Here is a 20,839-nt window from a genome sequence, read left to right as displayed (position 1 = left end):
GGTGTCGTCGGAGCGCCCTTGACAAGGCACTTCTGAAAGGCGACAACCTATGAACTCTGTGATGGTCACCCGGACTGCCGAGACGCAGTGGCAGGCCGTGTCGGACGGTCGGATCGTCGGCCACGGCGACGTCTCGAACCGGTCCGACGGGCGGCTGTTCGTCAGTATCGACGTCTGGCAGGACACGGTCTTCGTCCGGCTCGCCAGCGCAATGTTGGCGGACCTGCCGACCCCGCTCCACACCCTCGTCGGTGCGGCCGACCTGGACCTGAAGGCGCGTTGGGAGCAGGTCGGCTTCACCGTCGGACGCCGTGAGCGGGAGTATGTCGTGCCCACCACCCCCGGCGTCACCAGGTTCGGCACCATGCCTCCGCCTGCGGACGTGGAGGTGCTTCCCGGCGCCGAAGCTGATCCGGTCCGGCTGCGCGCGCTGGACCGCGCGATCCGCGAAGAAGTCGAAGCTGCTGTCGGCTGGCGGACCATGCCGGCCGAGGTGGTGCCGAATCCCGGCGGTTCGATGCCGGTGGACCTGGCGAAGTACGCCGTGGCGGTACGGAACGGCCGGTACGTGGGGTTGGTGCGGGTGGTACCGATCCGCCGACGGGCCCGAATCGGGCTCATCGCCGTGCTGGCCGACCATCAGCGCCATGGCGCCGGGCGGGCACTGCTGGCCCACGCGCTGGGCTCGATGCACCGCGACGGCATCGCGTCGGCATGGGCCGAAGTGGACGAGTCCAACACCGCCGGCGTCGCGCTGTTCGAAGGGGCAGGCGCCCGACGAACGGGCGGCTACCTGGAGATGGTCCGCAGCTGACCCCCCCTCACTCGCGCCACCCACTCGGAATCATCAAACGAGAGAAAAGAGAGACATTGCCAAGAACAGCCAAGGGCCTGGAAGTCGAAGGCACCGTCGTCGAATGCCTGCGCAACGCAACTTTCAAGGTGCAGCTCCAGAACGGGCACCACGCGCTCGCGCACATCAGCGGGAAGATCCGGAAGAACTACATCAGGATCCTCCCGTACGACCGGGTGCTCGTGGAACTGAGCCCGTATGACCTGACCCGCGGCCGGATCATCTATCGGTACCGGACCTGAGCGGGGAAGCGTGCGCCCGGATCGCCGGGCGCACGCTTCGGCTCGGTGGCCCGGCCGGGTCGGCGTCGGCGTGACCGCACCGCGCTCAGGGTCGGGCGCGGGGCCAGTGCGCAACTGGCAACGCCCCGGTCATCCGGGTCCGCGGACGCTCCCAAAGCCGCGCGAACCCAGGGCGATCGCAAAAATGCCCTGCAGGACGGGACGTCTCACCCTCCGCCGGACGTTCTGGCCGGATATCGCTGCGGCATTCGATGTGCCACGGCCGCCCCGGGCACCGCCGGGCGGATCGGCGCGGGGGGCCATGCCGTCCCGCGGGGCGCGGCGAGGCGCAGGCGTGCGGCGTCCTTGCTGGGAGGCGTGCCGAACTGGCGGTGGTACTCGCGGCTGAACTGGGACGGGCTGTCGTACCCGACGCGGTGGGCGACGCCGGTGACGTCACCGGGCCGGGAGGCGAGCAGGAGGCGGGCCTCCTGGAGCCGGATCTGCTTCTGGAACCGGATCGGGCTCATCGTGGTCACCGCCTGGAAGTGCCGGTAGAAGGCGGACTGGCTCATCCCGGCCTGCCGGGCCAGGTCCTCGACCCGGAACGGCTGCGCGTAGTGCCTGCGGATCCATGCCACGGCCCGGGCGACGTGGCTGAGGCTGCTGTCGGCGAGGCCGAGCTGGCGTACCGCGGCGCCCTGCTCACCGGTGATCAGGCGCCACAGGATCTCGCGCTTGACCAGGGGTGTGAGCACGGCCCGGTCGAGGGGCTCGTCGAGCAGCCGCAGCAGCCGCAGCAGCCGCACCACCGCGTCGAGCAGCGGAGCGGGCGCGTCGCAGACGGCCAGGGCCGGTACGGCGCCGCCTGCGCTGCGCGGGGCGCTCGAGGGCCCCGCGTGCAGCAGCAGCTCGGCGACTGCGGAGGGATCCAGTACCAGGCCGAAGCCCAGGGCGGGACGCTCGGGGCTCGCACGCAGGAACTGGCCGGTGATCGGCAGGTCGACCGAGGCCACCAGGTACTGTCCGGGGCCGTACTCGAGGACCCGGTCGCCCAGGGCCAGGCGTTTGGTGCCCTGGGCGATGACCGCCAGCACGGTGCCGGTCATCGCAGGCTCCGGCGGGTCCGACCGGGCAACGCGGCAACTGCTGCCGCCCCCGAACCCGGCTACTCGGCCTACGCCGCGATGAAGGGCGGCCTGAACGTTCTGACCCGGTACATGGCCAAGGAGTTCAGTCCCCGGGGCATCCGGGTCAACGCGGTCTCGCCCGGCGCCACCCGCACCCGGCTCTCCGACGACGCGTTCACCCGCTTCCCTGAAGTCATCCCGGAACTCGCCGCACGCACCGCCTTCGGCCGGGTCGGCGAACCCGACGACATCGGCGAGATGATCGCCACCCTGGTCGGGGACGAGAGCCGCTGGGTCACCGCACAGAACATCGAGGTCTCCGGCGGCTACCAGCTGTAGGACCGCAGTCCGCGACGTCAGCGCCCGAGGCGCCCGGCCCCTCAACCCGGACCCGCAATCCCGGTCCGGCCCCCTCCTCGTGCGCGGATCTCCACCCCTGTCTCCATCGGTGGGGTGCAGGCGCTGCGTGCCCGCTCACCGCAGGCTGGAGGGCATGACCACGACCACATGGATCACCGGCATCGCCCTCATCATGATCGTCTTCCGGCAGCTCCGCGAAGGCCGGCTGACCCTGAAGTCCTACCTGCTCCCGCTCGGGATCGTGACCTTCGTGGGATTCAGCCACCTCCACACCGTCCCCAGGGGCGGCAATGATCTCGTGCTGATCGGCGCCGCCGCCTCCAGTCGGCCGACCTTCTCCCGTAACACCTGGCAGTCGCAGCTGGGTCAACAGGCTGGGCAGCGGCAGGTATCCGGTCTCGGCGAAGCGAGCACGCAGCGATACGGGGTGTGAGGGCAGGGTCGGAACGAGCACAGCCCTACTCCTTGGGCAGGCTGGGGGAAACGCCAGATCACGCTTGCAGCCGTCCAGCGCGCTGTGAGCCGTCCCGTCGCCGTCCTGAGGTGGAAATCGCCTTCGAGCGCGAATCGTTCCTGCGGTGAATGTCCTCGGCTGTGTGGGTGAGCGTAGCCCGCTATGCCTCCGGCGGATGTGAGGAGGCCGGTAGAACGCGGGGGTCGTTCCGTCGTCCTGAGGGGTGTTCGTGATGAGCCGAGGCTTGATCGTCGTGGATGTGCAGAAAGACTTCTGCGAAGGAGGCAGCGTTCCCGTCGCGGGAGGCGCCCAGATCGCCACCGCGATCGCCGAGCTGGTGGAGCAGAGCTCGGACGGTGACTACCAGTATGTCGTGGCCACCCGGGACCACCACATCGATCCGGGAGGTCACTTCTCCTCAAACCCGGACTTCAAGGACAGCTTCCCCGTGCACTGTGTGGCCGGAGACGAAGGCGGCGAGTTCCACCCGAACTTCGCCCCCACGGTCGCCGGCGGCAAGGTCCATGCCGTCTTCTTCAAAGGCGCCCACAGCGCCTCCAAGAGCGGCTTCGAAGGCGCGGACGCCGAAGGGACCTCCCTCGCGGACTGGCTGCACGCCCGCGGGGTGAGGGATGTCGACGTGGTGGGCATCGCGACCGACCATTGCGTGCGTGCCACCGCTCTGGACGCCGCCGCGGCGGGATTCGGCACACGGGTACGCCTGGACTACTCGGTCGGCGTCGCCCCCGAAACCATCGCCTCCACCCTGGACGACTTCCGCCAGGCCGGCATCGAGGTGTCCGGCCAGGCACCGGTGCCGAGTTAGTCCAGCGGGCAGGCCGACGTCCTCACTCCGTGACGGTTGACGTTCGCGGATCCGGTCTGCGGACTGCTCGTTGGATTGGCCGGTGCACGCCCCCGGTCCGGGTGCCCTGAGCCTTCGGGGCGGGGCGCCCGGGGCTGGCGTCTGCCAGGATCCGCCCGTCCGGGCCTGGGACGGAGCCGCCTCCTCACCGCGCGCAGCGGTGTCGGTTCAGGCGTCAGCCCCGATACTTTCCGGCTTCGTGGTCGGCTGGTTCCGGCCGGGGTTAGGGTCTGTGGCAGCCCGTGCCGATATGGCGTGCGCGGGTGAGGCCCGGTGCCCAGAGCGCTCTGGGGGCAGCAGTACCACCGGGCCGCCACAACATCCCGGCCCGGGGCTCTCACCCGTTTGGTGCGGGTTCACATCCTGCCGCGTGCAGATTCTTGGCAACCCGCTCGATCCCGACCGCGTACGGCGCTGGGCGACTCGCGAACAGCGCCGCCTTGCCTCCCGGGGGCGCCTCACCACTCGGGCGGACAGTGTCAAGAGCGGGAAGGCGGTCTGAGAACCGTCAGCGGGAATTGCCACGCGTCTTCCGACTGCGGTTCTTCAGGGCCTCGGCGGGGTGATCAGTGCTGGCTGTTCAAGAAGCCGATTGCGACCGCGCCCCACCAGGCAGCTTGCGATACGGATGCCGTCACGGCACCACGGATCAACAGCGAGCGGCGGACGGGGCCGCCGTCGACGGCGGCCAGCCGGCGGTGCAGGGCGGACGCCTGGACACCGTTGAGTGAGAGCACCAGGACGAGGCCGAGTTTGACGCAGGTCAGCGGTGAACTGAGATCGGGGTGGAGGAAGGCACCGCTGAAGAGCAGGCCGCCCAGGCCGGCCCACACGGGTATGTGCAGGGGCGCGGTGAAGTCGAGAACCTCACGGAGGGTCTTGCGGCCCATGAGCCACAGGGCGCCGTAGTAGTCGATGGCGAGTACCGCACCGAAGCCCAGGACCAGGGAGGCGAGGTGCACGAACAGCGCCGCGGTGTGCAGGGTGATGTCGGCGCGCAGGTGCAAGGCAATCCACGTGGTGGCTGCCCACCCAGCGCATACAGCCAGGGACGCCACTGCGGTCCCACACCAGTCGGGGAGCTGGAGAAGTTCTGCTTCCCGTCCAGATCTTCGTTGGGTCGCGGTTGCGTCGGCGGCGGACATTGCTGCTCCAGGGATCCTTCTGCAGGGTGTGCTCACACCAGCAAGGAGCGAGCAAAGGTAAGGCTGGCCTAAGTGTAGACAGTCGTCAAGGTGGCCATCCGCACAGTGGGCACGGCACTGCGCGGCCATGGCTCACGCACACGCGCGGGGTGGTGCTTGCTGGTCCGATTCGGGCCATGACCTAGCATGGCGCGCAGGTCGCGACGCCTGCCTCTGTCGCGCCGGGCCTGGTCCGGAGCGCTTCTGGTGTGTGCGCCCCTCCCGATCTGCACCGGTTGTGCGTGTCACGGACGTGACGTCCGGCCGCCCGCGAGGCTGATGGGGGCCGGCCTGGCCCGCGCCACGCCTGTGTCCCTGCACGCTAGTCGGCCAGGTGTCGCAGCGCTGTGGGCCGGTGTTGAGACGTGGCCGGGGCCCTGGTGTGCGCGGGTGGTGGCCGGGCAGGCTAGTTTGTTTGGATGAGTCTCCTTGATGATGTGGCCGAGCGCGACGGCTGGCGGTGCTGGGTCTGTGACGAACCGGTCGACCCCGACGAGTCGGTGAACGACCCGCGGGGGCCCAGTGTCGACAGCCGGACCGCCGACCGGAAGGCCAAGGTCGCCGAGCGGCTCGCGCACCGCGGGTGCAATTCCCGCAAGGGTGCGGTCAAGGTGGTCATCGCCTGGCCGGAGCGCCTGTACGTAGTCGAACCCGCGCCGCTGATCGCCGTTGCCGACAGGCTGGAGCGCAAGGGGGGCCGCGAGATGGTGGGCCGTTGTCCGACCAGGAAGGACGCCCAAGAGGCGGCGGATTGGCTGGTGGACCGGTTCTCCCGACTGGTACCGGGGATGCCGGTGAACGCCGGCATCGAGGCGGGCGGCGGCCAGTTCCTCGTCATCCTGGCCACCGGCCGCCGCTGATCGGGGATCACCGCGCACACTCGCGTCGAGATGGTGGTCATCTGACTATCCAACGACGCAAAGCCTGGCCAACTACTGAAGTTGAATGGGTGATGTCGGTCAGCCATGTGCGATCACGGGGCGTCCTGGTCCCAGCTGCGACTCGGTCCGTGACTACGCCGTCTGCGTCGAGCCCAACGTCGGGGTCCGCACCGCCTCTGACGGGTCAGCATCCTCGGTCGTAGATCGCCCGCAGCCACGGTTCCCTGACTGCGGGCATCCGCGCGAGCGTGTACCGGAACGCCTCCGTGGACGGCTGGAACGGGTACACCGGGTGCGACGGCAGCGGCTCGTCCCGCTCCACGCCTGCCGGAAGCCCGCCGACCACCGGCAGCCGGGTCCGGTGTGGCGGGAAGGCGAGCTCAGCCCAGAGCGCGGCATCCATAGGTACCGGCACCGCCCCGCCACGCGGCTGCCAAATGTCTCCGGTCTGCGGATGGACCGGTACCAGCACCAGGTCAGCGGCCGGCTCGCCGAACCCCGGTCCCGCCAGGTCCAGCCGCTTCGCACCTTCCTCGGCGGGCAGCAGCGCGCCGAGTGCCCGGCCGAGGAGCTCCGCAACCGGCCCGGGCGCCACCTCGACCGGCGCGCCCCCGGCGGCCACCACCAACTGGGCGAGGGCCACGCCCGCCGGGATGTCCCGGTACTCGCTCAGCCGGTGCCACAGCGCGCCGGTGGCCAGCAGCTCCGCCCAATCCATGATCGGCCGCTCCGGCGGGCCGGGCAGCCGCACTACCGCCTGCGGGACGAGCCGGACGACCTGCCAGCACCCGCAGTCGTCCATCCGCGTTCCAACCGGCAGATCGCAGCCCAGGCAGGCAAGGTTCGGCCCGTCTCGCCCGTCGATCCCCATGCAGTAGCCCCCCGGCCCGTTCGAGGATCAGCCTGGTGCCGCGCATGTCGCCGGGCGCGAGGAGGACGGTGTCCGACGGTCCGTTGGACAGCGCGCCAAACGGCGCGAAGCGCCCCCGCTCCGCCGCCTCGCGCGCCCCGACCTCGTCCCACTGCCGCCACGGCGGCCCGTACGGCGCGGGGTCGACGGCGTAGGACCCGGCCTCCAGCAGTGGCGGGTGCAGGGTCTCCCAGTGGGTGTCGGCCAGGTGGATCGGCAACGCCACCTCCGACACCGCCGCCGTCAGGACTGCACCGCAGCCCGCACACCCGAACACCGCCAAGCTGTCCCCTCCCGCCGTCGAAGCCCCTGCATCCCACCAAGCAGGCGGACCGGGGAGCAAGGGGTTTTCAGACGACGCTGAACGCCCCACCGATAGGCAGAGCGGGCCTCGATGTCCCGGTCGCAGCCTCAGGAAGCCGGAAGCCGGAAGCCGCGCCGGACTGAGCCGCTGAAGGTGATTCGTACCGTCGGTCAGCCGTCCACGATGAGGCCTGTGCCGGCGAGACAGCCGTCGACCAGGTCCGGCCGGTACTGGATCGCAGGGCGGTGAAGGCCTTCCCAGGTGCCGTCGGCCGCCCATTACCGCAGCCGGTTGTGGGCGCCCTTCCACGAGCCGAAATGCTCGGGCAGGTCCATCCACGGCGTCCCGGTGCGGTACTTGAACGCGATCGAGTCGATCACCTGCCGGTGATCCCGCCACCGCCCACCCCGCTTCGGCGTCCGATCCGGCAGCAGCGGCTCGATGCGCGCCCACTGGGCGTCAGTCAACGACACACATCAACCAACGATCCGATGATCTGAAGGAAACGGCCTAGACCCCCGGCGGGCCCGTGACCAGGGCCTCCAGGCGGGCCGCCGCGCGCGCCAGTTCGCGCCGGGTGCCCAGCGGGACGATCGCCGCGCGGGCCGGGATCCGTACGCCGCCCGTCAGGGCCACGCGGGTGCCGCCGCCCGGTTCCGGGGCGGCCGCCATGCCGATGATCAGGAACCGGCTCTGGAGCCAGCACCAGCCCGGCCGCAGGTGTCCGCGCAGCCGGGCGCGGAAGCCGTGGCGGCTGCGGGCCAGGGCCTCGACGCGGTCGCCGCTGACCCGGACCACGCGCACGCGGCGCATGTCCGGCTGGAAGTCGCCGAAGCCGCCCTCCAGGTCGCCCATCACCGCCCAGACGGCCTCCACGGGGGCCGGGAGGACCCGCTCGACGACCCGGGCGCCCGGGATGGCGGCGGCCATGATGCGCAGCCGGGTGACCGCGTCCACTGCGTACGTCATGCCGACCACGCCTTCCGGAAACTCGAACGGGCCCGGCTGAGCCGGGATTTGGCGGTGCCGGGCGGGATGGCGAGGAGGGCCGCCGCGGCGTCCTCGTCCAGGCCCTCCACGTCCCGCAGCACCAGGACGGCCCGGTGGTCGGGGGAGAGGCGGGCCAGGACGTCGGCGATGTCGGCCGCCAGCTGCGGGTCCCCGCGCTGGGGTACGTCGGCCAGCTCGGCGGCGGGCCGCGCCCGGGCGGCCCGGCGGGCGACGCGGACGGCCTCGCGGACGGCGATCACGCGGACCCATCCGTACAGGGCCTGGGGGTCCTTGAGGGTGCGCAGGGAGGTGAACACGGCGACGAGGGCCTCCTGCGTGGCGTCGGCGCCGTCCGCCAGGGCGATCGGCTCGCAGATCCGGTCCACGTACGGGGTGAGGTGGTCGAGCAGATCGTGCAGCGCGAGGGTGTTCCCGGCGCGGGCGGCCCGCGCCAGGGCCACGCCCCGCTCACGGCGTTCGGTGCTCACGCAGCGACCCTCTCAGGCCGCGGGCCGCGCAGGACGCGCAGGGCCGCCCAGCCGAAGCCCACGCACAGCGGCGTGTACAGGAGCAGGTTCAGCTGGTGGAAGGCCGGGCCCGCCTCGCCGATGCCCGCGTCCAGGCCGAGGGCCCAGCCGGCTCCGGCGAGGGCCCGTACCCCCAGACCGGCGGTGACGGCGCCGGTGACCAGGGCGGCGGGGCGCCCGCCGCGGCCGTGCGCGCGGGCCGCCACCGCCGCCGAGGCGACGGTGAGGGCGGCGGCCAGGGGCAGGACGACGGGCGGGGTGAAGGGCACGTCGGCGCCGAGGACGGCCAGGGACAGGGCGCGGGCGTCGGCGGCGGGCCAGGTCGCGCCCGTGGCCCAGTACAGGTGGGCGAGGGCGTCGGCGGCGAGGAGGGCGGCGAGTGCCTGCCCGGCGCGGCGGGTGGTGAGGACGGTCATGGGATGCTCCCCGGGGTGTGGGTGGCGGAGGTACCGGCACCCCGAGGAGGCGGCGTGGCCCGGGAACGTTCCCTGTGGGACGTGTCACACCGGGCCGGTCGGCCTTCAGGGCGAGCAGGACGTGGGTGTGCATCAGCCAGGCGCTCACCGACTCGGGTTCGACGCGCAGGGCCTGTTCGACGGTGGTGAGCGCCTGCTGTTCGTCGCCGAGGCGGTGCCGACAGCGGGCGAGCAGCACGAGTGCGGTGGCGTCGTCGGGGTCGCCGGCGAGGTGCTGGGCGGCGAGTGCGGCGGCCTGCTCGTAGCGCCCCAGGCCGAGGAGGGCGTCGGCCTATTGTGCAGGGCCCGGCTCATCAGACCTTGTCCCGGTCGTGGGTGATGCTGAGCAGGTTCGGTACGAGTGCCAGCCAGAACAGGACCTGAGGGACCGTGCGCTCGGTCCACGGAAGGGCCACGAGCAGCAGCGCGCACAGGGTGGCCCAGGTGGCCTGGCCGAGCACGACCCTGGGCCAGAATGAGCGGCGCACGAGCGCGAACACGGTGAGCTGTGCCCCGGTCCGCAGCCGCCGGTAGCGGCGCCAGGCGCCGAAGCCCCACACCACGGCCATCAGGATGAGCGCCCACAGCCGGGTGCCGAGATGGACGGGCAGCTCCTTCGCCTCGCCCCCGGTGGGGAAGACGTCGACGGTGACGGCGGCCATGACCAGACAGAGCAGGGCGAGCCATCGGGTGCCGCGCAGCATCCGGTAGACGGCCCTGTCGAGGTCGGAGCGGAGCGACTCGGAGTCGGGGGCGGCGGCGAGTGCGCCAGCGTAGAGGTCGGCGGCCCGGGCGGCGGACGTGCCGGGCTTGCGGGCCTCGCGCCCGGTGACCTCGGTGACGGCGAGCTGGTCGGTCGGGTCGATGCGCAGGAGCTGCCGCACGGACTCCTGCACCAGGTCGGAGCGGCTGTTGAACGCGGCGACCTTGTACATGGTGTGCCACGTGTCGACGACGTCGGGGCCGAGCCGTACGGCCTCCTGGGCCTCCTGGAGTGCCTCCTCCTTCGTCCCCACGAAGATCAGCATCTCGGCGCGCTGGGCACGCGGGCCCCAGCGTTCCGGCGCGAGGCGGATGGCCTCGCGCTGCGACTGCTCGGCCTCGGGCAGCCGGCTCATCCTGCGCAGGGCGAATCCGCGCATGAAGTGCCCATCGGCGAGCTCGGGATCGAGCTTCAGCGCCTGGTCGGCGGCGTCGAGCCCCTCCTCGTTGCGGTCGAGAGCGGTGAGACAGCGGGCGCGCGCGGTCCACGCCTCGTGGTCGTGGGGTGCCTCGGCGAGACGCCGGTCGAGGAGGGCCAGGGCCTCCTCGCGCCGCTTCATGCCGTAGAGCTCGAGGGCCTGTTCGACCCGTGGGTGCAGGGATGTTCCACTCACAGCTTGCGCTTCTTCTTCAGGTAGGCGACCAGGTCGTCGTACATACCGCCGTCGTTGGCGAACATGGCGACGTTACGGGCGGAGACGAACCAGGATTCGCTGGACGGCTTGATCTGCTTGGCCGCGTTCAGGAGGTCCTTGGTGCCGATCATGCGGACGGTGCCGGAACGGGCGGAGTCCAGGAGCGCGTACTCGGCCGCGCTCTCGCAGACATGGGCGAGATCGGCGCCCGAGAAGTCCTCGGTGACCTTGACGATCTTGCCAAGATCGACGGACTCGATGGGGCGCTCGCGCAGGTGGTAGCGGAGGATCGCCTCCCGGGCCGGGGCGTCGGGCGGCAGCACGAGCAGGGTGCGGTCCAGGCGGCCGGGGCGGCGCAGGGCGAGGTCCACGTCCCAGGGGACGTTGGTCGCGGCGAGCACGAAGACGCCTTCGTTCTGTGCGGCGTTGATGCCGTCGAGCTCGGTGAGGAGCTGGTTGACGACATTGCGCAGACCGCCGTGGTGCGTACGCGAGCGCTTGGCGCCGAGCGCGTCCAGCTCGTCGAGGAAGACCACGCAGGGCGCCTGTCGGCGGGCGGCCTCGAAGATGTCGTGGACGTTCTTCTCCGAGGTGCCGATGTACATGTCGAGGATGTCGGAGAGCGAGACCGACATGAAGCCGGCACCGAGTTCGCCGGCGACGGCCCGCGCGATGAACGTCTTGCCGCAGCCGGGCGGGCCGTAGAGGAGCAGGCCGCCGCGGAGCGACTTGCCGTACAGCTTGCGGAGTTCGGGATTGCGCATCGGGGCGAGGAAGGCGGCTTCGAGCCGGTCCTTGACCTGCTGCATGCCGCCGACGTCGGCGAGGCGTACGTCGCCGGGGGCGTCGATGTCCCAGGCGGACGCATCGGCCGGGTCGCCGCTGCCGTCCGCGGTCAGGGGGGCCTCGGTGGCATCGCCCGCGCCGGCGGAGTCGGCGGGGTCGGCGGGGTCAGTGGGATCGGTGGGGTCGGCGGCGAAGCGGGGGCCGACGACGTCGGCGACCTCCTGCTCGGCGGCGGACCAGTCGAAGGCGGGGGGTTGGGTGCCGTCCGTGGCGGGTGAGGGGGCGGCGGACGCGGCGGCCTGGGGCGGGGTAGCGGTGGGCGGGGGCGGCGTTGCGGTGGCCGCGGGCGGGGGCGTGCCGACCGTGGGCAGTTGCATGGCGCGGACCATCAGGTCCCGTACGGCTTCGTCGCCCGGCGCGTGCTGCAGCGCGACCGCGGCTTGCGTGACGGCCTCGTCGTGCCTCCCCTCCGCGAGGAGCAGTTCGGTGAAGTGCAGCCGCAGGGGCACGTCTTCGGGAGCGGCGGCGACAGCGGCCCGCAGGCTACGGATGAGAGGTGACTCGTCGGACATGGGGTCAGCCTAGAAAACGGCCCGCGGCTCTCGGTCACCGGGTGCGGTCAAGATCGACAGGCGCGGGGAGCGCGTTGGTCCGGCGGCGTCCGGCCGGCTACCACCAGTACGCGGGATACCTCGGTGCCCCGCGGCGTACCCGCGAGGCGGCGCGGCACGTCAGGACGAGCAGGATCGTGGAGCCGAGCAGCAGGGTAACGAGGCGGAGCGGCTGGGGCGCCTGGAGGACGATCACGACGACGGTGGCGCAGCCCGCGGCGTGCAGGGTACGGGCGATCGTGGTCAGCGCCATGGTCAGTCCGGCGGAGGTCCGTCTCGTGATCGCCCACAGGCCGCACTGTAGAGGCCCGACCAGGGCGGGTGCGTTGAACGTGGCGCTACCCGGGTCCGTGGCGGGACCCAGCCGCGGTGGCTTCAACCGGCCGGGCCCCCGCGCGGTTTCGTGACGAGTCAAGGGCTCGGGCGGTGCGGATGAGCTTCCGCGACTGGCGGAGCGAAGTCGCCCGGGTGCGGGTTGAGCGAGGTCGGGAAGGAGAGCGCAGGAGCGCAGGCCTCGCGTGTTGGACAGCCGATTCCGGAAGACCGAACGAAATCCCCTTGCCCAATGGTCAAGAATCGTTGACCATTGGGGACATGTCTACCGATGATCTTCCCGAGACGTTCCACGTCACCACTGACGAGCAGCTACGCGCCGTCTCCAATCTCACGCGTCACCGGATCATGGCCGTGCTCCGCTTCGAGCCCGCGACGATCACGCAGATCGCCGAGCGGGTGGGCCTCGCGAAGGGAAGTTCCAGCTACCACGTACGGCTGCTCGAACGGGCCGGCCTGGTGAAGGTGGTACGAACGCGGAAGGTCCGGGGGGTCACCGAGCGGTACTACGCGATGGCCGCGCGGGCGATCGTGCTGCCGGATCCCGGCGAGGGAGGGCCGGATGTGCTGATGCGGCATGCGGTGGCAGACCTGGAGGCATCGCCGGCGGATGGCGAGCGGCACGTACGGATGGCGCATCTGCGGCTCACCGACGATCAGTTCGCGGAGCTGGGGGCGCGCCTGGAGGCACTGGCGGACGAGTACCGGGAGCTGTCCGATCCGTCTCTGCCGGACGCGTCACTCGTCTTCGCACTGTTCCACCCGGCACCGCGCCAGCAGGCCGAAGCGGACGCCAAGTGACCTCAGACGTTCGGAAGCTGCCGACCGGATTCGGACGGCTGTGGACTGCGCAGACGGTGTCCTCGCTCGGTGACGGGGTGACGCATGCCGCGCTGCCGCTGCTCGCGTTGACGTTGACGCGGGATCCCATGGCGCTCGCCGTCGTCACGGCCGCCGGAACGCTGCCGTGGCTGCTCTTCGGGGTGCTCGGCGGTGCGCTGGTCGACCGCTGGGACCGCCGACGCACGATGTGGGTCGCGGACGCGGCGCGTGCGGTGCTGCTCGCGATACCGGCAGCGGCGGCCGCGCTCGACGTGCTGAGCATTCCGCTGCTCGCGGCCGTCGCCTTCCTGCTCGGCCTCGGCGGACTCTTCTTCGACACGGCCGCCACGGCCTATCTGCCCGATCTGCTCGGCCGCGACCCCGCACTCCTGGAGCGCGCCAACTCCCGACTGCGCGGCACCCAGACCGCCGCGTCCGGTTTCGCGGGGCCGCCTGCGGGCAGCGCCCTGCTCGCGCTCGGGCGGGCGGTTCCACTGCTCGCCGACGCGGTGTCGTTCGCGCTCTCCGCACTGCTCGTACGGTCGCTGCCCGCCGCGCCCCGGCCCGTACCGCAGGCCCGCGAGTCGCTGCTTCGGCAGGCACGGGCCGGAGCCTCGTACGTCTTCCGGGATCGGTTGCTGCTCGGGCTCGCGCTCCGTCCGGCGGTCGGGAACGTCGCCTTCCTCGCCGTGGAGACCGTACTCGCCCTCTTCGCGCACGATCGTCTCGGCATCGACACCTTCGGCTTCGGCCTGCTCCTCACGGCGGAGGCCACCGGCGGCCTGCTCGGCGCGGGCATCGCCTCCTTCCTCGGCCGACGACTCGGCACCGGCACCGCGCTCACCTGCACGGCCGCCGTCGAAGGACTCGCCGTCCTGGGCCTTGCCGTCGCCCCGAACCCGTACGCCGCCGGGCTCGCGCTCGCCGTCTGCGGAGCGGGCATGGGCGCCACGATGGTGCTCGCCCCCTCCCTCCGACAGACGATCGTCCCCGCCCAGCTGATGGGCCGGGTCGCCTCCACCTCCCGCATGCTCGCCATGTGCGCCGCCCCGTTCGGCGCCTTCCTCGGCGGCTGGCTGGCCACCACCTACGACGTACGCACCCCGCTCTACACCGCCGCCGGCCTCCTCCTCACCATGACCGCCGTCACGTCGACCATGACCAGCAACCGCCGGGTTGAGGCGGCGCTGCGTGCCGCCGCCCCGGCCGATGACCCAGATCACCCGGAATCCTGGGATCCCGTTCAGGAGCGTGCCGCGTCCCCAGGGGCGTCAGTCGATCAGGCTTGAGGTTTCGGCGACTACGGGAATATCGCACGCTTCAAAATGCAGCGCCGGGCCGCCGCCCGCGGCCGCAGCGCTCAGCACCCCTGACAGTCGCTCTGCGACGCCGTGGTCTTTGGGCCGACAGGCCCGCAGGATCTTCCAGTTCTTCAGTCGTCGGTTAAGCCGCGTTCGGCAGCGCCGGGCTTCATCCGTGCATCACGGGATAACGCCCGCCCCAAACGAAACAGCCGTTATTCGCAGGATTACATGACAAGTAATCAGTAGGGGTTGAATTGATGTAGACACCCTATGTCTTCGGAATGCTGCGCTGTCATATTCGCATCAGATCGCCCCGCTCATCTCGTTGCACCCATCAGGGGGAAGGCAGGAACATGGGCAAATTCAGGTATGGAACCACGGCGTCGGCCATCGTGCTGGCCGCCTTGGGATCGCTCGCGGCCGTGGGCGGCACGGCTCACGCGGAAGCGGGTCAGGACACCATCAGCATGCTGAAGCAGGAGAAGACCCAGTGGTGCTGGGTCGCCTCCGGGCTGACCATCGCCAAGTTCCAGGGCTTAGGCTCCACACAGACGGACTTCTGCAACCGGGCCCAGCCCTACTACGGCTGCAACAACCAGCCCGCCACGCTCGACGACATGGCCAGGGGCTGGAGCAGCCTCGGCATGGCCCACACCGGCTCGGGCCTGAACAGCGCGGCCACGTTCAACCAGGTGTACACCGACGTCAAGGCGGCCCGGCCGATCGGTGCCCGCATCGGGTGGACGTCCGGTGGCGGGCACATGAACGTGGTCTACGGCTTCGACACGTCGAACAACACGATCGCCGTGGCCGACCCGTGGCCGGACACCACCACGTACACGTGGTGGAACTACAACGACTACGTGAGCAACAGCTCGTCCAAGTGGACGCACTCCCGCATCGGCATCTCCCGCTAAGGCAGGCGACATGCGCGACACCGAAATGTCCAGCAAGCGGACGGGCTCTCGCTTCTCCCGCCTGTCCATCGTCATCGCACTGAGTGCATCCGCGCTGCTGTCCGTCGTCGGTCCGGCCCATGCGGTCCCGGCCAAGGACCCTCTCCCGGCCGACATCCCCGACTATCAGGCTGCCCTCGACACGGTGAAGTCCACCGATGTGCGCAACGCGGTCTGCCGCTTCCTGCGCACTCCGGTGCCCACCGGCGATGCCGGCGGGCCAGTGCAGACGATCCCCGAAACGGCCGAGCCGTGCCAGGACCTCCCGGTCTTCACGATCAAGGACCCGGTGGCACGGAACGAGATCACCCCCGGGTTCGTAGCGGGCACCGCCAAGCCGCTGCCCACCGAGGCGATCAAGCTGACGCAGCTGGTCTCCTCGCTCAGCACCACCGTCAACGGCCGCAACGCAACCGTCATGCTCGCCCCCACCCAGGGCGGCGGCTGGCACCTGGCGGCCATCCGCGACGGCGACAGCGACGCCACATACGCCGGCAAGGCCACCCTGGGCATGCTGGTCTTCACCGAGCCACAGATCCGCGGCTGGTACCAGCTCAAGCTCACCACCGTCGAGCCACTCAACGACGAGGCCCGGCAAGGCCTTGGCGGCCAGGCGTCGGTGTCGCTCAGCGACTACCAGAAACTGGTCAAGGCCCGCTACGCCGACAAGCTGCCCGGCTCGGAGTACGACACCAACGGCTACTCCAGCGGCTACAGCCCCCAGCGCAAGGCGGACGACGCCTCGTCCTCCACCCTGCTCCTTGCCAGCGGTTCCAGCGCGGCACTCGCCCTCGTGGGAGGGGCCGCTGCGCTCCGTCGGCGCCGGCGCGCAGGCACCCGCTGAGCCCGACCCGCACACGCTCTCGCTCCGTCCCGGCAGCCAGCCGGGACGGTTCGGGGGGATTGGCGGGTGGGGTTCACAGCCCGTCTGGGACGCCGAGTGGCGCGGTGAACCGCGACTGCCAGCCTTCCTCCGTCAGCACCGCCAGTTGGACCGCTGCCGTACGGGTGCGCAGCGGCAGGAGGCTGTCGATCGCAGTGCGGACTTGGGCGGCGGCTGTCGGGTTGTCTGCACCCATAGCGATCGTGACATGGGCGGCGGGCCGTGCCCCGAAGCGGCCTCTGTACGGGCGCAATCCGGGCCACTGGGCGCGGAACGCATCGACGATCGGTTGGAGTTCCGGAACGGTGACGGCGACGAAGCCGGGCGCCGTCACGAGCTCCTCCAAGAGCAGATCAGCTGTAGGGAAACTCGCTGCCAGGGAACGCACGGCCTTCTCGTCCTGACCTGTCAGCGCCGATTCCGGCACGAACGGGTAGAGGAGCGAGACGTGCGCCGGCAGCCCACGACGCACCAGAGCCGGGTCGATACGCCACGCCGCATCGAGGAGCGGGGCGGCATCGGGCAAGACAATGACGACGGCAGTGGTCCCTGGCTCTGGCACGCCGTCATCATCGCAGGCCGGTCCGCTACTGCGCCCATTGCACTCCGAGGTGGGCGAGGGTGCGGACCGGGCGGTCGGGCTCGGCGTGGCGTGGAGGCGTTTGGAAGCGGGAGAGAATCGAGGCCGCCCGCATCAACGCCGTCCAGTTCTCCGGCCTCGACATGGCGCGGATCGTCGTCGCCGCCGACCCCACCGGCGGCGACTAGTCTAGCTGCGCCGCCGGCGCTTGGCCCAGCAAGCCACCAGCGCCGCCACCACCCCCATGCTCTACTCCACGAGGGCATCACCGGCGCTGACAGCGAACGACTCCAGCGCCTGCACAACCTGCGGCGGACCGGTGGCGTAGACCCCGGTGAGGTAGCCACGCCGAGAGCGCCGATCCCTTCGCAGGGCTGACCGCCGGCTGCCGGGCCGCCCGGGCGGGCTGCCGATATCCTGGGACCGAGATCGGGGGCTTTCCTCATCCGGAAGGCAGCACAATGCGGCGTCGATACCTCATGCTCCTCACAGCCCCGCTCCTCGCCTCCTCGGTGGCCCTCGCCCCCGCCCACGTGGCGCAGGCCGGAACCGCCGGGACGAGCGGGGTCAAGCAGGCGGTGAAGGTCACCAAAGTCGAAGTGGTCACCCTGCTGAAGCCGGGGGAGACCGTCGAGTGCAACGGCACTCCTGTGGCCATGGCCTTCGACGGAAAGATCACGGCGACCGGGCCGGGCACGGTCCGCTACCACTGGACCGTGAACGCCAGCCGCGCGCGGGTCTCCCCGGGATCCTTCGCCTTCGGCGCGGGCACCTCCACCAAGGTCGTTCTTGAGGTCGTGGACATGCCGGCGCCCAGGAACGCCAAGGCGGTGACCGGGTACGTCACGCTCCACCTGCCGGACCAAAAGAAGAGCGTCCGCAGCGAGCAGGTGACGTTCCCCTGCAAGAAGTGAGCCCTACTTCTTCTTGCGCTTCAGCAACAGGCGGCGCGGCCGCCACGCCGCCGGGGTGCCACTCTGTCACCGGCTCGCCGGCGCAGGCACGATGCCCGCCGCACCCCGGCCCTCGTTGGGCGGCACGTGACCCCGAACCTGATCCCGCTCGGCCACACCGCCTTCCTCCACGCCCGATGCGGCCTCTGCCTGGCTTCGGTTCCCTCTGCCGCCTTGAACAGCCCCCTGGAGCCGTGTACGAAGCGGGCCGCGCCGCGGCCGCCCGCAGCCGTGGCGCTACCGGCCTGGCCGCCCGGTGGCCGGCCTACTTCGTCGCGTTTGACCTGTTGCCCGCGCCCACGCTTGGCGGGCCGACACCCCCGGCGGGGCGGCCCGCACTGCTGCGCTCACTCCTTGCTGGTATCCGGGGTCCAGACTGCCGGCCCGCCGCCGCGCCACGCGATCAGCAGCGCATCGTCCAGGCGGACGTTGTCCGGGTCCAGGCAGGCCTGGCGCGCGAACTCCAAAAGGTCGCCGGGGCCCAGGTTGGCCATACGGGTGTCGGCCCCAGCGGTGGTGCGGTCCGTGGGGCGGGTCGCGGGTCGGGAACCGTTCCGCCGGATCCTGCGTGAGCTCTTGATGGGCAGTCGGCTGGTGGAGGGGATCTGATGAGAACGCGGACGATGGTGAGCGTGGCGGTATCGGCATGCGTGGCGCTGGTGGCGTGCGGGTGCGGTCCGGAGAAAGCGAAGGAGAACGCTGACGCGAAGCCTTCGCAGCCGTCCGCGTCCACACCGGCGAAAGTGCCGTCGGGCACGCCGTCCGCGTCCGCCGGAACCGAGAAGCCGTCGGCCACTGTGACCGGTAACCAGCCCGCGCCCAGGACGAAGGAGCGCGCGATCCAGCGGTACGAGCAGTACCTCCACGGCCTCGGGCGTGAGGACATCGACACGGTCTGCGAAGTGGCCGGGCCCGGCGCGAAGAAGGCAGAGGACCAGGGCTTCGGTCCGTGCAGGTCGACGTACGTGATCGTGTTTCAGATGATCTCACCCGAGCAGAAGAAGGCCCTGCAGACCGCCATGGTCGATCCGCAGCGCGTCCCCGTGCGCACCCTCGACAAGATCGAGATGCCACTCGAAGCGGTCAGGTCCTCCGCCACCTTCTCCGAGGAAGAGCTGGGCAGCTACACCCTGGAGTATCTCAAGAACGACTACTACGTCACCGACGGAAAGTGACCCTCCGTACGCGGAGACCCTGGCGGCAGAATTCGCGTGCCACAAGTGCCTTCGTGGGCCATCAGGCTGAGCCGGGCGCTACTCGATGTCGAGTGGCTGCCGTCAGTCGCCTTTCACTGTGAGGCCGACGGGCGGGGTGGGGATCGCGTCCCTCCTCGGCACTGAAGGTCCGGCCGCCCCTGCGACGCTGCCACACCGGGGAGGGGCGTCATCCGTGTGCCTCGCTTCGCAGTCGACGTGATGCAGACCGTCGCTGTGCGTGTCAGCGTGATCCGAGAGGAATCCGTACCCCACGCATCAAGAGGAGTCGCCGTCATGGACGGTTCGCAGGAGAAGCGTCAGGAGCCGGGCAAGGGCCGCGAGGCGCAGGAACACCATCGCCGCCCCGGAGACCCCGCGCAGCCCCAGCCGGGCAGGCAGTCCCGCGAGAAGGGACAGAAGCCCGGCCAGAAGGAGGCCTCGCGCCGCCGCGAGGACGACCTGCTGCGCGAAGAGGACCTGCACGACGAGGGGCTCTGACCAGCGCACCACTCGCCCCCACGCCCAGACCCCGGCCCGTCCACGCATCGGCTTTCATGCGGGTGTCATTTCCGGCGATCGCCTAAAAACCGGGCTGCCGACGGGCAGTCCGGGGGCAGGTCCGCATGGGCCTTGACCCCGGATTTCGAACACGTCTATACGGCTTGGGCCAGGGTAGTTGTTGCTGGTCGGAAGGTGTTCTCGTAGGCGATCGGAGATCGCTGACCGAGGCGGGAGTGCCGGCGTCGGGTGTTGTATCGGGTCAGCCGGCGGAAGGCGTCGAGTCGCGCTTCACACTCGCTCGACCAGCCTTTGCGGCCCTTGAGCGTCTCCCTCCTGAAGGCGGCGTTGAAGCTCTCCTCTGCGGCATTGTCCGCGCTGGACCCGACCGCGCCCACGCTCTGCCGGACCCCTGCTGACCGGCAGATTTCAGCGAAGGCCCTACTCGTGTATCGCGAGCCGTGATCGGTGTGCATCACCGCTCCGGCCAGGCTCCCGCGGGTCCGCTCCGCTGCCGCCAGGGCGTCGATGACGAGCTCGGTTCGCATGTGATCGGCGATCGCCCACCCGGCCAGACGGCGTGAGGCGAGCTCGATGACAGCCGCGAGGTGGAGCGGCTTCGAGCCGCTGACCGGCAGATAGGCGATGTCGCCGACGTACTTCGTGTTCACCGCGGCCACGGTGAAGTCACGACCGATCAGATCCGGTGCCTTCGCCGCCGTCGGTTCCGCGACAGTGGTCCGGTGCCGGCGGCGCAGACGGACTCCCTCGAGCCCAATGCTCCGCATGATCCTCGCGACGCGCTTGTGGTTGACCACCAGGCCTCGCTCGCCGCGGAGTTCGGCGGTGATTCTGGGGCTCCGTAGGTGCCGTCGGACTCCTGGTGGATCTCGCCGTATCCGGGCCGCAAGCCGGGCCTCGACGGTCTGCCGGGCCGTCCGCGCGGCCACGGTGCGGCGCCAGTAGTAGAAGCTCGAGCGGGAAACGCCGAGAATGTCGCAGAGCCGCTTCACGCCGTGACGGCGGTGGTGATCATCAACGAACTGGCAGCGGTTCACCAGCGCGTCTCCGTCGCGAAATACCGGGCCGCCTTGCGGAGGATGTCGCGTTCCTCCTCCAGCTCACGGATCCTCTTCCGTGTCGCGGCCAGCTCTGCCTGAACGTCGTCACCGCCCGCCTTCGCAGCGGACAGCGGTGCGGAGTGGGCGCCGGGCCGGCGCCCGTCGGCGGCCCGGATCCAGTTCCGCAGGGTCTCGGTATTCACCCCGAGATCAGCGGCGACCGACTTGACCGTCGCTCCCGGCCTCGACCGGTACAACGCGACCGCGTCCGCCTTGAACTCGGCCGGGTAGTGCTTCATCCCCACGGGGACTCCGTTCTCCTGGA

General features: G+C 70.7%; 26 protein-coding genes and 2 pseudogenes. 14 read left to right on the top strand and 14 right to left on the bottom strand.

Annotated features, from left to right (window positions below; all coding sequences use genetic code 11):
* Positions 1 to 49: 49 nt before the first annotated feature.
* Both AB0M76_RS29480 and infA read left to right on the top strand, forming a co-directional pair.
* A complete protein-coding gene (locus AB0M76_RS29480; protein WP_365955758.1) occupies positions 50 to 814 on the top strand; it encodes a GNAT family N-acetyltransferase in 765 nt (254 codons plus the stop codon).
* A 56-nt stretch (positions 815 to 870) separates the two neighbouring features.
* Positions 871 to 1,095 carry a translation initiation factor IF-1 gene (gene infA / locus AB0M76_RS29475; protein WP_365955757.1) on the top strand — a complete coding sequence of 75 codons (225 nt, stop codon included), beginning with the start codon at positions 871 to 873 and terminating at the stop codon, positions 1,093 to 1,095.
* A gap of 326 nt (positions 1,096 to 1,421) precedes the next feature.
* On the opposite strand, the pseudogene AB0M76_RS29470 reads toward infA, so the two are convergent.
* Positions 1,422 to 2,216, bottom strand: a pseudogene (locus tag AB0M76_RS29470) (AraC family transcriptional regulator); the annotation flags it as partial.
* Positions 2,217 to 2,261: 45 nt separating this feature from the next.
* On the opposite strand from AB0M76_RS29470, the gene AB0M76_RS29465 reads away from it, so the two are divergent.
* From AB0M76_RS29465 to AB0M76_RS29455, 3 genes are all read left to right on the top strand, one after another.
* Positions 2,262 to 2,543 carry an SDR family oxidoreductase gene (locus tag AB0M76_RS29465; RefSeq protein ID WP_365955848.1) on the top strand — a complete coding sequence of 94 codons (282 nt, stop codon included), beginning with the start codon at positions 2,262 to 2,264 and terminating at the stop codon, positions 2,541 to 2,543.
* 154 nt (positions 2,544 to 2,697) lie between these two features.
* Positions 2,698 to 2,997 (top strand): hypothetical protein, encoded by a 300-nt coding sequence (locus tag AB0M76_RS29460; protein WP_365955852.1) that lies wholly within the window; start codon positions 2,698 to 2,700, stop codon positions 2,995 to 2,997.
* 253 nt (positions 2,998 to 3,250) lie between these two features.
* A complete protein-coding gene (locus tag AB0M76_RS29455; RefSeq protein WP_365955756.1) occupies positions 3,251 to 3,844 on the top strand; it encodes an isochorismatase family protein in 594 nt (197 codons plus the stop codon).
* 605 nt (positions 3,845 to 4,449) lie between these two features.
* Here AB0M76_RS29455 and AB0M76_RS29450 read toward each other — a convergent pair.
* Positions 4,450 to 4,890, bottom strand: a complete 441-nt coding sequence (locus AB0M76_RS29450; RefSeq protein WP_365955755.1) for a hypothetical protein — start codon at positions 4,888 to 4,890, stop codon at positions 4,450 to 4,452.
* Between the two features lie 596 nt (positions 4,891 to 5,486).
* Between AB0M76_RS29450 and AB0M76_RS29445 the strand changes: the two genes are divergently transcribed.
* Positions 5,487 to 5,927, top strand: a complete 441-nt coding sequence (locus tag AB0M76_RS29445; protein WP_365955753.1) for a hypothetical protein — start codon at positions 5,487 to 5,489, stop codon at positions 5,925 to 5,927.
* Positions 5,928 to 6,132: 205 nt separating this feature from the next.
* On the opposite strand, the gene AB0M76_RS29440 is transcribed toward AB0M76_RS29445, so the two are convergent.
* The 9 genes and pseudogenes from AB0M76_RS29440 to AB0M76_RS29400 form a co-directional block, all read right to left on the bottom strand.
* Positions 6,133 to 6,750 carry a hypothetical protein gene (locus AB0M76_RS29440; protein ID WP_365955752.1) on the bottom strand — a complete coding sequence of 206 codons (618 nt, stop codon included), beginning with the start codon at positions 6,748 to 6,750 and terminating at the stop codon, positions 6,133 to 6,135.
* A 690-nt stretch (positions 6,751 to 7,440) separates the two neighbouring features.
* Positions 7,441 to 7,629: a transposase gene (locus tag AB0M76_RS29435; protein WP_365955751.1), complete on the bottom strand. Its 189-nt coding sequence runs from the start codon at positions 7,627 to 7,629 to the stop codon at positions 7,441 to 7,443.
* A gap of 43 nt (positions 7,630 to 7,672) precedes the next feature.
* Positions 7,673 to 8,131 (bottom strand): hypothetical protein, encoded by a 459-nt coding sequence (locus AB0M76_RS29430; RefSeq protein WP_365955750.1) that lies wholly within the window; start codon positions 8,129 to 8,131, stop codon positions 7,673 to 7,675.
* Complete coding sequence (locus AB0M76_RS29425) at positions 8,128 to 8,640, bottom strand: sigma-70 family RNA polymerase sigma factor (RefSeq protein ID WP_365955749.1); 513 nt, start codon at positions 8,638 to 8,640, stop codon at positions 8,128 to 8,130. The genes AB0M76_RS29430 and AB0M76_RS29425 overlap by 4 nt, the downstream gene beginning before the upstream one ends.
* On the bottom strand, positions 8,637 to 9,095 hold the full coding sequence (locus AB0M76_RS29420; RefSeq protein ID WP_365955748.1) for a DUF3995 domain-containing protein: 459 nt from the start codon (positions 9,093 to 9,095) through the stop codon (positions 8,637 to 8,639). The genes AB0M76_RS29425 and AB0M76_RS29420 overlap by 4 nt, the downstream gene beginning before the upstream one ends.
* Positions 9,096 to 9,291: 196 nt before the next feature.
* A pseudogene (locus AB0M76_RS29415) lies at positions 9,292 to 9,408 on the bottom strand (tetratricopeptide repeat protein); the annotation flags it as partial.
* Between the two features lie 40 nt (positions 9,409 to 9,448).
* Positions 9,449 to 10,510 (bottom strand): tetratricopeptide repeat protein, encoded by a 1,062-nt coding sequence (locus tag AB0M76_RS29410; protein WP_365955747.1) that lies wholly within the window; start codon positions 10,508 to 10,510, stop codon positions 9,449 to 9,451.
* The gene (locus AB0M76_RS29405; RefSeq protein WP_365955746.1) at positions 10,507 to 11,889 is read right to left on the bottom strand and encodes an AAA family ATPase; all 1,383 of its coding nucleotides are present in this window, start codon (positions 11,887 to 11,889) and stop codon (positions 10,507 to 10,509) included. The genes AB0M76_RS29410 and AB0M76_RS29405 overlap by 4 nt, the downstream gene beginning before the upstream one ends.
* Positions 11,890 to 11,986: 97 nt before the next feature.
* Positions 11,987 to 12,181 (bottom strand): hypothetical protein, encoded by a 195-nt coding sequence (locus AB0M76_RS29400; RefSeq protein WP_365955745.1) that lies wholly within the window; start codon positions 12,179 to 12,181, stop codon positions 11,987 to 11,989.
* A 341-nt stretch (positions 12,182 to 12,522) separates the two neighbouring features.
* On the opposite strand from AB0M76_RS29400, the gene AB0M76_RS29395 reads away from it, so the two are divergent.
* From AB0M76_RS29395 to AB0M76_RS29380, 4 genes are all read left to right on the top strand, one after another.
* Entirely contained in the window at positions 12,523 to 13,062 is a 540-nt protein-coding gene (locus AB0M76_RS29395) for a winged helix-turn-helix domain-containing protein (RefSeq protein ID WP_365955744.1), read from the top strand.
* Positions 13,059 to 14,372: an MFS transporter gene (locus AB0M76_RS29390; protein WP_365955743.1), complete on the top strand. Its 1,314-nt coding sequence runs from the start codon at positions 13,059 to 13,061 to the stop codon at positions 14,370 to 14,372. Before AB0M76_RS29395 ends, AB0M76_RS29390 begins: the two co-directional genes overlap by 4 nt.
* A 368-nt stretch (positions 14,373 to 14,740) precedes the next feature.
* Positions 14,741 to 15,304: a papain-like cysteine protease family protein gene (locus AB0M76_RS29385; protein ID WP_362636663.1), complete on the top strand. Its 564-nt coding sequence runs from the start codon at positions 14,741 to 14,743 to the stop codon at positions 15,302 to 15,304.
* A 10-nt stretch (positions 15,305 to 15,314) separates the two neighbouring features.
* On the top strand, positions 15,315 to 16,187 hold the full coding sequence (locus AB0M76_RS29380) for a hypothetical protein (protein WP_365955742.1): 873 nt from the start codon (positions 15,315 to 15,317) through the stop codon (positions 16,185 to 16,187).
* Positions 16,188 to 16,260: 73 nt separating this feature from the next.
* Here AB0M76_RS29380 and AB0M76_RS29375 read toward each other — a convergent pair whose 3' ends face one another.
* Positions 16,261 to 16,752 carry a 2'-5' RNA ligase family protein gene (locus AB0M76_RS29375; protein ID WP_365955741.1) on the bottom strand — a complete coding sequence of 164 codons (492 nt, stop codon included), beginning with the start codon at positions 16,750 to 16,752 and terminating at the stop codon, positions 16,261 to 16,263.
* Positions 16,753 to 16,847: 95 nt separating this feature from the next.
* On the opposite strand from AB0M76_RS29375, the gene AB0M76_RS29370 reads away from it, so the two are divergent.
* Together AB0M76_RS29370 and AB0M76_RS29365 are read left to right on the top strand one after the other, a co-directional pair.
* Positions 16,848 to 16,994 carry a hypothetical protein gene (locus tag AB0M76_RS29370; protein ID WP_365955740.1) on the top strand — a complete coding sequence of 49 codons (147 nt, stop codon included), beginning with the start codon at positions 16,848 to 16,850 and terminating at the stop codon, positions 16,992 to 16,994.
* Positions 16,995 to 17,267: 273 nt separating this feature from the next.
* Positions 17,268 to 17,720, top strand: coding sequence for a hypothetical protein (locus AB0M76_RS29365; RefSeq protein WP_365955739.1), 453 nt, complete (start codon positions 17,268 to 17,270; stop codon positions 17,718 to 17,720).
* 386 nt (positions 17,721 to 18,106) lie between these two features.
* On the opposite strand, the gene AB0M76_RS29360 is transcribed toward AB0M76_RS29365, so the two are convergent.
* Positions 18,107 to 18,253, bottom strand: coding sequence for a hypothetical protein (locus tag AB0M76_RS29360; protein ID WP_365955738.1), 147 nt, complete (start codon positions 18,251 to 18,253; stop codon positions 18,107 to 18,109).
* 303 nt (positions 18,254 to 18,556) lie between these two features.
* On the opposite strand from AB0M76_RS29360, the gene AB0M76_RS29355 reads away from it, so the two are divergent.
* Positions 18,557 to 18,934: a hypothetical protein gene (locus AB0M76_RS29355; RefSeq protein WP_365955737.1), complete on the top strand. Its 378-nt coding sequence runs from the start codon at positions 18,557 to 18,559 to the stop codon at positions 18,932 to 18,934.
* Between the two features lie 315 nt (positions 18,935 to 19,249).
* Positions 19,250 to 19,453, top strand: coding sequence for a hypothetical protein (locus tag AB0M76_RS29350; protein WP_365955736.1), 204 nt, complete (start codon positions 19,250 to 19,252; stop codon positions 19,451 to 19,453).
* 155 nt (positions 19,454 to 19,608) lie between these two features.
* On the opposite strand, the gene AB0M76_RS29345 is transcribed toward AB0M76_RS29350, so the two are convergent.
* Positions 19,609 to 20,819 (bottom strand): IS3 family transposase gene (locus AB0M76_RS29345; RefSeq protein ID WP_365955847.1). Its coding sequence is split into 2 segments (ribosomal slippage): positions 19,609 to 20,528 and positions 20,528 to 20,819, totalling 1,212 coding nucleotides; the frame shifts between segments, so codons are not numbered across the junction.
* Positions 20,820 to 20,839: the final 20 nt, after the last annotated feature.

The sequence above is a fragment of the Streptomyces sp. NPDC051364 genome, assembly GCF_040682115.1.
Classification (GTDB): domain Bacteria; phylum Actinomycetota; class Actinomycetes; order Streptomycetales; family Streptomycetaceae; genus Streptomyces.
The sequence above is the reverse complement of the archived record's forward strand: the minus strand, read 5'-3'. Positions and strand labels throughout refer to the sequence as shown.